At 44.4% G+C, this 14,198-nt stretch carries 9 protein-coding genes and 1 pseudogene; 2 read left to right on the forward strand and 8 right to left on the reverse strand.

The features are described from left to right. Window positions 1-5: 5 nt before the first annotated feature. From rpsJ to rpsL, 4 genes are all read right to left on the reverse strand, one after another. Window positions 6-314 (reverse strand): 30S ribosomal protein S10, encoded by a 309-nt coding sequence (gene rpsJ / locus NFR43_RS00690; protein WP_251545490.1) that lies wholly within the window; start codon window positions 312-314, stop codon window positions 6-8. A 307-nt stretch (window positions 315-621) separates the two neighbouring features. After that, window positions 622-2,709 (reverse strand): elongation factor G, encoded by a 2,088-nt coding sequence (gene fusA, locus NFR43_RS00695; protein WP_251545492.1) that lies wholly within the window; start codon window positions 2,707-2,709, stop codon window positions 622-624. Between the two features lie 104 nt (window positions 2,710-2,813). Beyond that, window positions 2,814-3,284: a 30S ribosomal protein S7 gene (gene rpsG, locus NFR43_RS00700; protein WP_251545494.1), complete on the reverse strand. Its 471-nt coding sequence runs from the start codon at window positions 3,282-3,284 to the stop codon at window positions 2,814-2,816. Between the two features lie 23 nt (window positions 3,285-3,307). Further along, window positions 3,308-3,721: a 30S ribosomal protein S12 gene (gene rpsL / locus NFR43_RS00705; protein ID WP_251545496.1), complete on the reverse strand. Its 414-nt coding sequence runs from the start codon at window positions 3,719-3,721 to the stop codon at window positions 3,308-3,310. 254 nt (window positions 3,722-3,975) lie between these two features. On the opposite strand from rpsL, the pseudogene NFR43_RS08545 reads away from it, so the two are divergent. Together NFR43_RS08545 and NFR43_RS00710 are read left to right on the forward strand one after the other, a co-directional pair. Continuing rightward, a pseudogene (locus NFR43_RS08545) lies at window positions 3,976-4,224 on the forward strand (prepilin peptidase); the annotation flags it as partial. 3 nt (window positions 4,225-4,227) lie between these two features. After that, window positions 4,228-4,641, forward strand: coding sequence for a prepilin peptidase (locus NFR43_RS00710; protein WP_251545498.1), 414 nt, complete (start codon window positions 4,228-4,230; stop codon window positions 4,639-4,641). Between the two features lie 64 nt (window positions 4,642-4,705). On the opposite strand, the gene NFR43_RS00715 is transcribed toward NFR43_RS00710, so the two are convergent. The 4 genes from NFR43_RS00715 to NFR43_RS00730 form a co-directional block, all read right to left on the reverse strand. Beyond that, window positions 4,706-5,878: an ABC transporter permease gene (locus tag NFR43_RS00715; RefSeq protein ID WP_251545499.1), complete on the reverse strand. Its 1,173-nt coding sequence runs from the start codon at window positions 5,876-5,878 to the stop codon at window positions 4,706-4,708. Between the two features lie 114 nt (window positions 5,879-5,992). Next, window positions 5,993-9,658 (reverse strand): DNA-directed RNA polymerase subunit beta', encoded by a 3,666-nt coding sequence (rpoC, locus tag NFR43_RS00720; RefSeq protein ID WP_251545502.1) that lies wholly within the window; start codon window positions 9,656-9,658, stop codon window positions 5,993-5,995. 18 nt (window positions 9,659-9,676) lie between these two features. Beyond that, complete coding sequence (gene rpoB / locus NFR43_RS00725) at window positions 9,677-13,267, reverse strand: DNA-directed RNA polymerase subunit beta (protein WP_251545504.1); 3,591 nt, start codon at window positions 13,265-13,267, stop codon at window positions 9,677-9,679. Between the two features lie 255 nt (window positions 13,268-13,522). Further along, window positions 13,523-14,119 carry a TetR/AcrR family transcriptional regulator gene (locus NFR43_RS00730; protein ID WP_251545506.1) on the reverse strand — a complete coding sequence of 199 codons (597 nt, stop codon included), beginning with the start codon at window positions 14,117-14,119 and terminating at the stop codon, window positions 13,523-13,525. Window positions 14,120-14,198 lie beyond the last annotated feature (79 nt).

Here is a 14,198-nt window from a genome sequence, read left to right on the forward strand (position 1 = left end):
ATAAATTAAAGCTTAATTTCGATGTCAACACCACTTGGCAGGTCAAGCTTCATTAATGAGTCGACCGTCTTTGGCGTAGGATCGATAATGTCGATCAAACGCTTGTGAGTGCGCATTTCGAATTGTTCCCGTGACTTCTTGAACTTGTGTGGTGAACGAAGCACCGTGTACAAAGTCCGTTCAGTTGGTAACGGGATTGGGCCTGAAATTTGAGCACCTGTCCGTTTTGCAGTTTCAACAATCTTGTCAGCAGATTGATCAAGGACTTGGTGTTCGTAAGCCTTTAAACGAATACGAATCTTTTGGTTTGCCATTATGTTCCCTCCTTCGTCAGATTTAAAATTTGACTAGCTCCATGGAAATTACCGCCACATCCTGTGGCAAAGCGGCCGGGTGTGTCGCAACCTTCCACTTCATCGCCTGTGATCTCAAATCCCCCTGGGGGCATACTAATCCCCTAGTTAAATTCAAGCACCTATCCATAATACTAGAGAATTGCCGTTGTCGCAAGGGCTTCTTCCAATTAATTTGGCTTTTTATATTAAAACTACGTTACAGAATTCTCTGTGCAAAAAATAAAAAAAGTTTGTACACGTCGTACAAACTTTTTCTAAAGCAAATTTAGTTGTTACCGCCGTTCTTGGCAATGATGTCTTCTTGAACAGACTTTGGAACAGCTGAGTAGTGGTCAAACGTCATTGTGAAGGTCCCACGGCCTTGAGTAGCTGAACGCAAGGTTGTAGCGTAACCAAACATTTCAGACAACGGAACAAAGGCGTGAACTAATTGAGCGTTCCCACGTTCTTCCATCCCATCAATGGAACCACGACGAGCAGTAACGTGACCCATAACATCACCAAGGTTGTCTTCAGGGGTAACAATGTCAACCTTCATGATTGGTTCCAGAATAACTGGGTCGGCCTTCTTAGCAGCGTTCTTTAATGCAAGAGAAGCAGCAACCTTGAACGCAGCTTCGGAGGAGTCGACTTCGTGGTAACTACCATCGTATAACTTAGCATGCATGTCAACTAATGGGTAACCGGCAAGAACACCGTTTTCCATTGCTTCCTTCAAACCTTGTTCAACAGCAGGGATGTATTCACGTGGAACAACCCCACCGACAATGGCATCTTCGAATTCGAAACCTTTACCTTCGTCAAGTGGTGTAAATTCAATCCAAACGTCCCCGTATTGACCTTTACCACCAGATTGACGAACGAACTTACCTTGAGCACTAGCTTGCTTAGTAAATGCTTCACGGTAGGAAACTTGTGGCTTACCAACAGTAACTTCGGCGTTGAATTCACGACGAAGACGTTCAACAATGATGTCCAAGTGAAGTTCACCCATCCCGGCAATCAGTGTTTCACCAGTTTCAGGGTTAGTTTCAGTCTTGAAGGTTGGGTCTTCTTCAGCCAGCTTCAAAAGACCTTTGTCCATCTTATCTTGGTCAGCCTTTGACTTTGGTTCAACAGAAACTTGGATAACTGGGTCAGGGAAGTCCATGGATTCAAGTTGCAATGGGTGATCTGGGTCAGTTAAGGAATCACCAGTAGTCGTGTTCTTCAAACCAATAGCAGCAGCGATATCACCAGAGAAGACTTCTGGAATTTCGTGTTGTTGGTTGGAGTGCATTTGCAGCAAACGACCAATCCGTTCACGCTTGTCCTTGGTAGCATTCAAAACGTAAGAACCAGATTGAAGTGAACCAGTGTAAACCCGAATGAAGGTTAACCGACCAACGAATGGGTCAGTAACAATCTTGAAGGCCAATGAAGCGAATGGCTTGTCGTCACCAGCAGTCAATTCAACTTCGTTTCCTTCAGGATCATGCGCGATAAATGGCTTAACATCAAGTGGAGATGGTAAGTAATCAATTACCGCATCCAGCATCATTTGGATACCCTTATCCTTGTAGGCAGAACCAGCTAAGACTGGGAAAAGTTCTTCAGCCAGAGTTGCCTTCCGAATAGCAGCCTTGATTTCGTCAACAGAAATTTCTGCACCATCAAGGTACTTTTCCATGATGTTATCATCAACATCTGCCAAAGTTTCAAGTAATTGGTCATGACGCTTTTCAGCCTCATCCTTCATGTCATCTGGAATATCAACAGTATCCCAGTTGGTACCAAGCTTGTCTTCGTCGTAAACGTAAGCAACCATCTTAACTAAGTCAATGACACCAACGAAGTCATCTTCGGCACCAATTGGCATTTGAATTGGCAATGGAGTAACGTTCAGACGATCCTTAATTGTTTGAACTGAGTAGTCAAAGTTGGCACCCATCTTGTCCATCTTGTTAGCAAAAACAATCCGTGGAACATCGAAGCTGTCAGCTTGACGCCAAACAGTTTCAGTTTGTGGTTCAACACCAGCTTGAGCATCAAGCACGGTAACGGCACCATCAAGGACCCGCAAAGCACGTTCAACTTCGACAGTAAAGTCAACGTGTCCTGGGGTATCGATGATGTTGATCCGGTGATCCTTCCAAACCGCAGTCGTAGCAGCTGATTGGATGGTGATACCACGTTCCTTTTCTTCATCCATCCAGTCCATTTGTGAAGCACCATCATGGGTTTCACCAATCTTGTGAATCTTACCAGTGTAGTAAAGAATCCGCTCAGTAGCAGTAGTCTTACCGGCATCGATGTGGGCCATGATCCCGATGTTCCGGGTCATGGCAAGCGGATATTCACGTTTGTTAGCCATCTTTATGAGTATCTCCCTTCAAATCTTTCTTAAAAAAAAGGGTGACGTAAAATTATTTGTGCGTCGCCCTCTGAGAAACTAGCTAGGCAACCAGTTTCAATTTATTACCAACGATAATGAGCAAATGCCCGGTTAGCTTCGGCCATCCGCAGAGTATCTTCCTTCTTCTTGATGGAAGCACCGGTGTTGTTGGATGCATCAATAATTTCGGCAGCCAAACGTTCCACCATGGTGTGTTCACCACGAAGACGTGCGTATTGAGTTAACCAACGAAGAGCTAACGTCCGTTGACGATCAGGACGAACTTCGATCGGAACTTGGTAGTTAGAACCACCAATCCGCCGAGCCTTAACTTCAAGTGCTGGTTGAACATTTTCCATTGCTTGTTCAAAGACTTCAACTGGATCGTTACCAGTTTGTTCTTTAATTTGATCAAGAGCACGGTATAAGATCTTGGAAGCAGTTCCCCGCTTACCATCTAACATCAAGTGGTTGATCATACTAGTAACCAATTTTGAGTTGTAAATTGGATCTGGTAATACTTCTGGTTTTGCAACATGTCCTTTACGAGGCATTATCTAATTCCCTCCTTTTTAAATTAATCCTTCGGCTTCTTAGCACCGTACTTAGAACGGCTTTGACGACGACCTTCAACACCGGCAGTATCAAGGGTACCACGGATAACGTGGTAACGAACCCCAGGCAAGTCCTTAACACGACCACCACGGATCAATACAACTGAGTGTTCTTGGAGGTTGTGACCAATCCCAGGAATGTATGCAGTTACTTCGATCAAGTTTGAAAGACGTACACGGGCATACTTACGTAAAGCTGAGTTTGGCTTCTTAGGAGTCATGGTACCAACACGGGTAGCAACTCCACGCTTTTGTGGTGATGGAGTCTTAACTTCTTCCTTCTTGAAACTGTTGTAAACAAAGCCAAGGGCAGGTGACTTTGACTTACCCTTATGACTCTTCCGGCCCTTACGAACCAGTTGATTAATTGTAGGCATAATTAATCCCCTTTCTAAAACTTAAGTCCACACATCCAGGTGGTTCTTTTTGAAGAATAAAAAAATGGATGGTTATTTGCTTGTGCTATCGCGGACGTTCGTCTGTCCGAGACAGACACAATCGCTGCTAATGAAAGCACCTTGAATAATTTAACATGCCAGCCAAGTGATGTCAAATGTTATTTAGGCCTTACTCAACATGTTTTCAATCATTTTTAGCACTTTTTACGTCTTTAAATACTGAGGTGAAATTTATGTTATTGATTCTATTCTGTTTTGGCGCTTGCTGGGCATCATTTATCACCACCATGACTTGGCGACACCTAATTCATTCGTCAAGAACCTACTCTGCCGTTTCGAGCTGCGATTTTTGTAAACAACGCTTGCCTTTAGGGTCGTTAATTCCAATTGTGGGCTTTATTTTGCAGTGTGGGCGTGCCAAGTGTTGTGACCACCGCCTTGAAAAATTTTGGCCACTGATTGAGCTCGTTAACGGAATTAGTTGGATGCTCATCCCAACTACTACTTTAACTGAGCTTATTTTATTCCTCATTAGCGATTCAGCGCTCCTCGCCACTTGTACCGAAGATTGGTTCACTAAACGATTTTCTACCTTCCTACTACTACCGCTCGGTCTCCTGCATTGGTTAAGTATCGCACCACCATTTACGATGGCCAACTTAATCGGCACAGTTGCCTTTGCAACCACCTACCTGCTACCCGGCATCGGTAATGGAGATGTAGACTGGATTATCATTTGTTGCCTCGCGCTTGGCCCCCAGATCACCGTGCCAATCGTACTAGCTGCTTGTCTCTGTTCACTATTGGATCCCAGGATCAGACAGCACCGTGCTGTCCCATTCATTCCCTACCTTTGTCTGGGGTTAGCTGTTGTTTTAACCACCAATGTTATTACCTGACCAAAATAAAAAATCCAGCATCATTATGCAATAACAACACTGGATAATTATTGTGAATATTCAATTAATCACTGTCCTCGCCGTCTTCAACGACGTGGATTTTGACCGGAAAAATCTGCACATTATTTTGGACCAAATTTTCAACATATTGGAGAAGCAACAAAACCCAGGCAAAAGAAAGGATAAACGCAATGAGCTCAAAAGCAGTCAGCGAAAGATAAGTAAATGCCTTAAAGACGAGATAATCAACCGCGATTACTGCCCCGATCGTATAAGAAACCTTTAAAAAAGCGTTAGTCACTTCTGGCAACAGCCAGCGAACTGCAATGATCAAAATTAACATAATGTAAACAATCCACATCGCAATTCGATCATGCAAGATATGGAAACGCGGATTGTTGGGAAACAGACCAACACAACCAACACAAGCACCAAGCGCTGTCATCAGCGCCCGCAACGTATTCACCCGCCATCCCTGATATTTGTGGTTCAAATTGACAAATAGGTAATCTACTAAAATCATCAGCAACAATCCTGAAAACATCAACGTAATGTTGAATGAGAGGTGGGTATTATTCTGATTGGTACCAAGAAAACTAAAATTATGTTTCCACCAATTCTTATTGGAATTAGTCAACATCGAAAAACCCACTCCACCGACAATCATGATGGTCATTAGGTTGGTCACTACCCCTGGTGAAATCGTCATGGCTAAATTAATCATCAAATAATCGACAACCGCCACCGAGATAAAGACGATCACCGTGGACGTATAGAGGTCAAATTGAAGGCCCTTAAATAACTGTCCAAAGAGCCAGTACAAGGCTAAGGTAATAAAACCAATGATCATCCCACACGCCACGATCAACGGCGGTAAACTTCGCCACGAAAAGCTACGGGAGGGACCACGCTTAGAAACCTTCTGTACAATGAAGGTAATCGCAAACAAAAGCGTACCACAAACCGCACTTAAGATAATCGATGCCGAAGCAATTGAATAGTAGCCACTTAATGGCACAATCCGCAAATGGCGGTTAAACATGAAAATAAAGAAACAAATCGCTGAGACCAGGGCTAAGACACTGTACCACCAAAAATAAATTTGAGGAATCGCATCAGCAATCTTCGTTGGCCGTACCAGGATAGAATTATGATCCAGCCGCATTGAATAGTCGACATTTTCCAGATCCAATTTTTTGATTGCAGACTCTGGAACCTCAATTTGATATTTTTTCAAAACTTTCTCCTCCAAGTTCTAACATTAATACACTATCACTATTCACTAATTGATGGCAACAAAAAAGGTGTAAGCAACATTGCTTACACCTTTTGACGATGAGAAAGAAAACGACTATTTATCTTCGTTTTCCTTCATTTGTTCTTCCATTTCACGAATGGAACTGTTCGGTAGTGATGTGACACCACTATCAGCACTAGCACCAACACTAACTTCCTTCGGCTTGATGTTCCGGTAAGCACCCATCCCGGTACCTGCAGGAATAATCTTCCCGATGATAACATTTTCCTTCAAACCAACCAGAGGGTCTTCCTTACCACGAATAGCAGCATCGGTAAGAACACGGGTGGTTTCTTGGAATGAAGCGGCAGACAAGAAACTGTTGGTTTCCAGAGCGGCCTTGGTAATCCCAAGGATAACTGGACGAGCAGTGGCTGGAATCCCACCAGAAATCAATGTCTTGTAGTTAGCATCACGGAATTGACTAATGTCCATCAATTCGCCAGGTAATACATCAGTGTCACCTGGATCCATGACACGAACCTTCCGCATCATTTGCCGAATCATGATTTCAACGTGCTTATCCAGCAAGTCAATCCCTTGCATCCGGTAGACTCCTTGGATTTGGGACAAGAGGTAAGTTTCAGTTGAGAGAACATCACGAACACGGATTAATTCCTTTGGATCAATTGAACCTTCGTTCAATGCAGAACCACGGTGAATATAGTCACCTTCAGAAACCCGCAAACGAGCGGTAATTGGTAAGGTGTAAGTCCGTGTATCATTTTCACCCTTAACGGTAATGACCTTCGTTTGTTCAGCGGGGTTTTCTTCAATCGATTCTATTTCACCAGTAACTTCGGAAATTGTGGCCTTCCCTTTTGGATTCCGGGCTTCAACAATTTCTTGCACACGAGGAAGCCCTTGGGTGATATCTTCGTTGCCGGCAACACCACCGGTGTGGAAGTTCCGCAGAGTCAATTGCGTACCAGGTTCACCGATTGATTGAGCGGCAACAGTCCCGATCGCTTCACCAGCTTCCACTTTGTCACCAGTAGCGGCGTTCCGACCGTAACAACGTTCACAAACCCCGTGCTCAGTGTTACAAGTAAAGGCGGAACGAATCGTGACGGTCTTGACACCCGCATCTACAATCTTTTGAGCCATGGCTTCATCAATCAGAACGTTCTTACCAACAATTCGGTCACCAGTCTTTGGATCAAAGACTGATTTCATCGTGTAACGGCCAAGAATTCGGTCATACAGTGGTTCAATCATTTCGTTACCGTTTGTAATTGCGGAAACATCCAAACCACGGTCAGTACCACAGTCTTCTTCACGAACAATGACGTCTTGGGCAACATCAACCAGCCGCCGAGTCAAGTAACCTGAGTTGGCAGTCTTCAAAGCGGTATCGGTCATCCCCTTACGAGCACCGTGAGAAGAAATGAACATTTCCAGAACAGATAACCCTTCACGGAAGTTAGATAAGATTGGCAATTCCATGATCTTACCAGATGGTGAGGCCATCAAACCACGCATACCGGCTAATTGGGTAAAGTTAGAAATGTTACCACGAGCACCAGAGTCAGACATCATGTTGATTGGGTTATGGATATCCATGTGTTCAATCAACTTGTCTTGAACTTCGTCCTTAGCATCGTTCCAAACACCGATAACCCGTTCATAACGTTCATTATCAGTGATCAAACCACGCCGGAATTGCTTGGTAATCAAAGCAACTTGCTTGTGGGCCTTTTCAATAATTTCAGGCTTTTCCTTCAGGTCAGTAATGTCGGCAACCCCAACGGTCAAACCAGAAATAGTAGATTCGTAGTAACCAAGGTCCTTAATCCGGTCAAGGAATTCTGAGGTTTCTGTCACCTTGTAAATCTTGTAGATTTCCGCAATGATGTCTGACAAGAAGCCCTTCTTGAATGGTGGAACCAATGGGGCGTTTTCGAGATATTCGTGAATATCCTCACCCTTGTCCAAGAAGTACTTGTCAGAGACACCATTTTGAAGGTTATCATCAGTTGGTTCGTTAATGTAAGTGTAGTCCTTGGGCAGGATCTTGTTGAACAATAGCTTACCAACACTAGTAACCATGATCTTACCACGCTGGTCATCAGTAAATGGCTTGTCAGGATATGCAGCTACTTGAACCCCAACCCGGGTTTGTAAGGCAACGTAGCCGTTCTTGTAGGCCATTTCAGCTTCATCAGCATCCTTGAAGATCATTCCTTCGCCTTCACGGCCCTTATCTTCAGTGGTCATGTAGTAGTTACCAATAACCATATCTTGTGAAGGGGCCACGATTGGTTCACCGTCACGAGGTGAAAGAATGTGGTGAGCAGCCAACATTAGCAGCCGTGCTTCTGCTTGTGCTTCATCAGAAAGTGGCACGTGAATGGCCATTTGGTCACCATCAAAGTCGGCGTTGTAGGCGGTACATACTAATGGGTGTAACCGCATGGACTTCCCAGAAACCAGAATTGGTTCAAAGGCTTGAATCCCCAACCGGTGCAGCGTAGGGGCCCGGTTCAACAGAACTGGGTGTTCCTTAATAACGTCTTCCAGAACATCGAAGACCTTATCGTCACGCTTGTCAATCATCCGCTTAGCAGCCTTCACGTTATTAACCAGATTGCGCTTGGTCAATTCGTGCATGATGAACGGCTTGAATAATTCCAAAGCCATTGGAATTGGCAGACCCATTTGGTTCATCTTCAATGATGGACCAACATCGATAACCGAACGACCAGAGTAGTCAACCCGCTTACCAAGTAAGTTTTGACGGAACCGACCTTGCTTCCCCTTCAGTAAGTGAGAAAGGGACTTCAATGGACGATTACCTGGGCCAGCAACTGGACGACCACGACGGCCGTTATCGATTAAAGCATCAACGGCTTCTTGGAGCATCCGCTTTTCGTTTTGAACGATGATGCCAGGGGCATTTAATTCTAACAACCGCTTCAAACGGTTATTCCGGTTAATAACTCGCCGGTACAAGTCGTTCAAATCAGAAGTAGCAAACCGACCACCTTCAAGTTGAACCATTGGCCGGAGATCAGGTGGCATAACCGGAATGACATCCATAACCATCCATTCAGGCTTGTTGCCAGACTTGATGAAGGCTTCCAAAATATCCAAACGACGAACGGCCCGCGTCCGCTTTTGACCAGTGGCATCCTTCAGTTCAGCTTTAAGTTCATCGGCTTCCTTTTGCAAGTCAACGTCCTTCAAAAGCTTTTGAATGGCTTCAGCACCCATTTCAGCAGTAAAGCGATCCCCGTATTCAGCCTTCTTATCACGATATTCAGCTTCGGTGAGTAATTGCTTCTTTTCTAGTGGGGTGTCGCCAGGATCAAGAACAACGTATGAAGCGAAGTAAATAACTTCTTCCAAGGCTCGTGGACTCATGTCGAGAACCAGACCCATCCGTGATGGAATTCCCTTGAAGTACCAAATGTGAGAAACTGGAGCGGCTAATTCAATGTGACCCATCCGTTCACGACGAACCTTTGAACTGGTAACTTCAACCCCACAGCGATCACAAACCAGGCCCTTAAAACGAACCCGCTTGTACTTACCACAGGCACATTCGTAATCCTTGGTTGGCCCAAAGATCCGTTCATCAAACAGACCTTCCTTTTCAGGCTTCAACGTCCGGTAGTTAATAGTTTCCGGCTTTTTAACTTCCCCGTAAGACCAACTACGAATCTTATTCGGTGAAGCCAACCCGATTTGCATACTTTCAAAATTATTGACGTCAATCAAAGGGCTGTCCTCCTTTTATTAGTCTTGTTTTGCTTCATCAGTTTCAGCATTAGCTGATTGGTTTTCAGCCGCTGTTTCTTGTTGTTTTTGTTGACCATGTTGAGCTGATTTCCGAACATCAATGACGTCTTCATCCATGTTCTTCAATTGAACTTCTTCATGGTTGTTATCTAAGACTTTCATGTCCAAGCCAAGTGATTGCAATTCCTTAACCAGCACACGGAATGATTCAGGCACACCAGGCTTTGGAATTTGTTCACCATTAATAATGGCATCGTAAGTGTTGACACGACCAACCACGTCATCTGACTTGTAAGTCAAGATTTCTTGCAGGGTGTAAGCAGCACCGTAGGCTTCCAAAGCCCACACTTCCATTTCACCAAACCGCTGACCACCGAATTGGGCTTTCCCACCCAATGGTTGTTGGGTAACTAGGGAGTATGGTCCAATAGAACGGGCGTGGATCTTATCATCAACCATGTGAGCCAGCTTCAGGTAGTGCATGACACCAACTGCTACCCGTTGTTCAAATGGTTCACCTGTCCGTCCGTCATAAAGGATCGTCTTCCCATCTGATGGCAGTCCGGCTTCCTTAACGGCATTCCAGACATCATCATCATTGGCCCCATCAAAGACTGGGGTGGCAATGTGAATGCCAAGTTCACGAGCAGCCATTCCCAAGTGAAGTTCGATAACCTGACCGATGTTCATCCGGGAAGGCACACCCATTGGACTCAACATGATGTCGATTGGCGTCCCGTCTGGCATATATGGCATGTCTTCTTCAGGAACCACGATGGAAACCGTCCCTTTGTTACCGTGACGACCTGACATCTTGTCACCAACTTGGATCTTCCGCTTTTGAGCGATGTAAACCCGGACCATCTTGTTAACACCAGGAGAAAGTTCGTCACCATTTTCACGAGTGAAGACCTTCACATCCTGAATAATTCCGCCACCACCGTGAGGAACACGGAGGGAAGTATCACGAACTTCACGTGACTTTTCACCGAAAATGGCGTGTAACAGTCGTTCTTCAGCGGATAATTCGGTAACTCCCTTTGGAGTGACCTTACCAACCAAGATATCGCCGTCATGAACTTCAGCACCAACCCGGATAACACCATTTTCATCCAAGTTTTTCAATGCGTCAGCACCAACGTTTGGAATTTCACGGGTCATTTCTTCAGGTCCAAGCTTCGTTTCACGAGCTTCTGATTCGTATGATTCGATGTGAATAGAAGTGTAAACGTCATCCTTGACTAACCGTTCTGAGATTGCGATGGCATCTTCGAAGTTATAACCATCCCAAGTCATGAAAGCAATCAATGGGTTTTGGCCTAAGGCTAATTCACCTTGTTCCATTGATGGACCATCGGCCAAAATGTCGTCAGCATCAACGTGTTCACCGACCTTAACAATTGGACGTTGGTTGTAGTTCTTACCACCGTTGGAACGACGGAACTTCATTAACTTGTAAGTATCAAGGCTATCATCATCACGACGAACGCGGACTTCACGCGCGTCCACGTATTCAACAGTCCCGGCGTGCTTAGCAATCAAAGCAACACCAGAGTCGTGGGCCGCCTTATATTCGATCCCAGTCCCAATTAATGGCGCATGAGGATTGATCAAAGGTACCGCTTGCCGTTGCATGTTAGCACCCATCAAGGCACGGTTGGAATCATCGTTTTCCAAGAATGGGATACATGCAGAGGCAACTGAAACTACTTGCTTAGGAGAAACGTCCATGTAGTCAACGTTTTCAGGAGTCGTAGCGATGTAGTCATCCTTGTCACGACACATAATTTCTTCATCAGCAAATGAACCATCATCGTTTAGCTTTGAGTTAGCTTGGGCAATGATGTAATTATCTTCTTCATCGGCAGTTAAGTAGTCGATCTTATCCGTAACCTTGTGAGTCTTCCATGAAACCCGCCGGTATGGAGTTTCAATGAAACCATACTTGTTGACCCGAGCGTATGAAGACAAACTGTTGATCAACCCGATGTTTGGACCTTCAGGAGTTTCGATTGGACACATCCGGCCATAGTGAGTATAGTGCACGTCCCGTACTTCATATCCAGCCCGGTCACGAGTCAAACCACCAGGACCCAGGGCGGAAAGCCGCCGCTTATGGGTTAATTCACCCAATGGGTTAGTTTGGTCCATGAATTGAGAAAGTTGTGAAGAACCAAAGAATTCCTTAATTGACGCTACCACTGGACGAATGTTAATCAATTGTTGTGGCGTCACGGTGTTAATGTCTTGAATTGACATCCGTTCACGGACTACCCGTTCCATCCGTGCTAAGCCAATCCGGAATTGGTTTTGTAATAATTCACCAACTGAACGAATCCGCCGGTTACCCAAGTGGTCAATGTCGTCAGTTGAGCCAATCCCTTCTTGTAAGTTAAAGAAGTAATTAATGGAAGCGATAATATCCGCTGGTTGGATGTGCTTCAATTCCAATGGAATGTGACCATTAGAAACGATTGGAACCACCCGTTCAGGATCGTTCTTGGAGTAAACCAAGATCTTTTGCAGCTTGACTGGTTCGGTTACGACTGCTTCATCCGATGGTGTGTAAGTAACCATCTTGAAGTCATCGCTTTCCAAAGCAGGTTCCAACTTCTTCAGAACTTCCTTGGTAACGACGTCACCCTTGTTGGCAAGGATTTCACCGGTGTCTGGGTCTGCTAACGTTTCTGCTAAGGTTTGACCAAGCAGACGGTACTTCATCCGCAGCTTCTTGTTCGTCTTGTAACGACCAACAGGAGCCATGTCATAACGCTTTGGATCAAAGAAACGCGCAGTCAAAAGACTCCGAGCAGAATCGGCAGTCTTTGGTTCGCCTGGACGCAAGCGTTCATAGATGTCCTTTAAGGCTTCTTCGACACGTGAATCTTCGGCGTCCTTATGAACGTCTTTATCCAAGGTCGCACTTAATGAATCGGAGTTACCACCGAGCATTTCGATGATTTCATCGTCAGAACCAAAGCCAAGAGCCCGCACTAATTCGGTTAGAGGTAATTTCCGGGTCCGGTCAATACGGACGTAGGAAATCCCCTTAGCGTCAGTTTCGTATTCCAACCAAGCACCACGGTTTGGAATAAAATTGGCACCGTAACTTGGCCGGCCATTTTTATCGGTTTCCTTATTGTAGTAAACCCCTGGGGAACGAACTAATTGAGAAACAATTACCCGTTCAGCACCGTTAATGATGAAGGTCCCCTGATCCGTCATCAATGGGAAATCGCCAAAGAATACGTCTTGTGACTTAATTTCACCAGTTTCATGGTTAGTTAAGCGTAAAGTAACGTGCAGTGGCGCAGAATAGTTTGCATCATGTTCACGTGCTTCATCAACAGTATACTTAGGTTCCATTAGTTGATAATCAACAAATTCCAAAGATAATTTACCTTGAAAATCATCGATTGGCATAATGTCATTAAACATTTCCCGGATTCCCTTATCCATAAACCAATTATATGAATTAGTTTGGATTTCGATCAGGTTTGGTAGATCAAGAACTTCCTTGATCCGGGAATAACTACGACGGGTACGGTGTTTACCGTACTTTACTAAATGTCCAGCCAAAGTATTCACCTCTCTAATTTAATCGGCAAGTCCGTTCACTCAAATGTTACAATTTGATTACATCTTGCAAAAATTGCAAGTTTTGGGCAAAAAAAAGCCAAAAGCAGCTGGCGACTGCCTTTGGGATTTATAAGGATCGTGATGGACAATAGATCATCACAATCGTTGGACTTACAGCTACATACTTTAATATAGTAAATGTTGTAGCATTAAAAGTCAATAGTAAACGCAAAAAATGCTCCACATTACCGTGAAGCATTTTAATTAGTTTTCGCGTTGGTTTAATCCATTCATAAAGACATCCAGAATGATCCGATTACGTTGTTCATCCGTAATGGAACGGCCACCAAATTTTTGGAATGAATTAAACATTGGACTCAAGCTAGAAATAAACAGCTCTGCCGCTTCTTTTGGCAAGACATCCGGCCGTAATTTTAGTTCTGGCCGTTTAAAGAATGCAGAAACTGGTTCGATATAATCGATCATGAAGATGACGCTGAGTTTGCGCTTAGAACTTTGACTCAGCAGATCACCCGCGCTCTGCCACTGTTCATAGATGTCTTTGGGATGAAGCTTTAGCAAGGTTTTAGCTAGTTCCCATAACAGGTCTTCACCAGTTTGATCGCTGTCTTGCATAACCTTATTAACTTCCTGACGGACCTTACTCCCGTGAGCCGTCATCACATCCAAAAATAGCACTTCTTTATCATTAAAGTGGTGGTAGAGCGCCGGTTGAGTGATCCCAATTTCCTTAGCAATATCGCGGGTAGACGTTCCCCCAAATCCTTTATTCAAAAACAGTTTCGTTGCCGTTTTCATGATCGCCGTCCGGGTTTTTGCTAATTGTACAGATTTTCTCATATTTCAAACGAGCCTTTCTAATATGCGATTTTAACCAAATACCAATTATTATTTTAGTTTAGACATGCTAATTATATAT

The organism is Limosilactobacillus caecicola (assembly GCF_943192935.1).
Taxonomy (GTDB): domain Bacteria; phylum Bacillota; class Bacilli; order Lactobacillales; family Lactobacillaceae; genus Limosilactobacillus; species Limosilactobacillus caecicola.

What these genes read in the sequence shown, in the direction of transcription:
- rpsJ (WP_251545490.1), bottom strand. Translation starts at nt 314, where the DNA reads ATGGCAAACCAAAAGATTCGTATTCGTTTAAAGGCTTACGAACACCAA.
- rpsG (WP_251545494.1), bottom strand. Translation starts at nt 3,284, where the DNA reads ATGCCTCGTAAAGGACATGTTGCAAAACCAGAAGTATTACCAGATCCA.
- NFR43_RS00730 (WP_251545506.1), bottom strand. Translation starts at nt 14,119, where the DNA reads ATGAGAAAATCTGTACAATTAGCAAAAACCCGGACGGCGATCATGAAA.
- fusA (WP_251545492.1), bottom strand. Translation starts at nt 2,709, where the DNA reads ATGGCTAACAAACGTGAATATCCGCTTGCCATGACCCGGAACATCGGG.
- NFR43_RS00710 (WP_251545498.1), top strand. Translation starts at nt 4,228, where the DNA reads ATGCTCATCCCAACTACTACTTTAACTGAGCTTATTTTATTCCTCATT.
- rpsL (WP_251545496.1), bottom strand. Translation starts at nt 3,721, where the DNA reads ATGCCTACAATTAATCAACTGGTTCGTAAGGGCCGGAAGAGTCATAAG.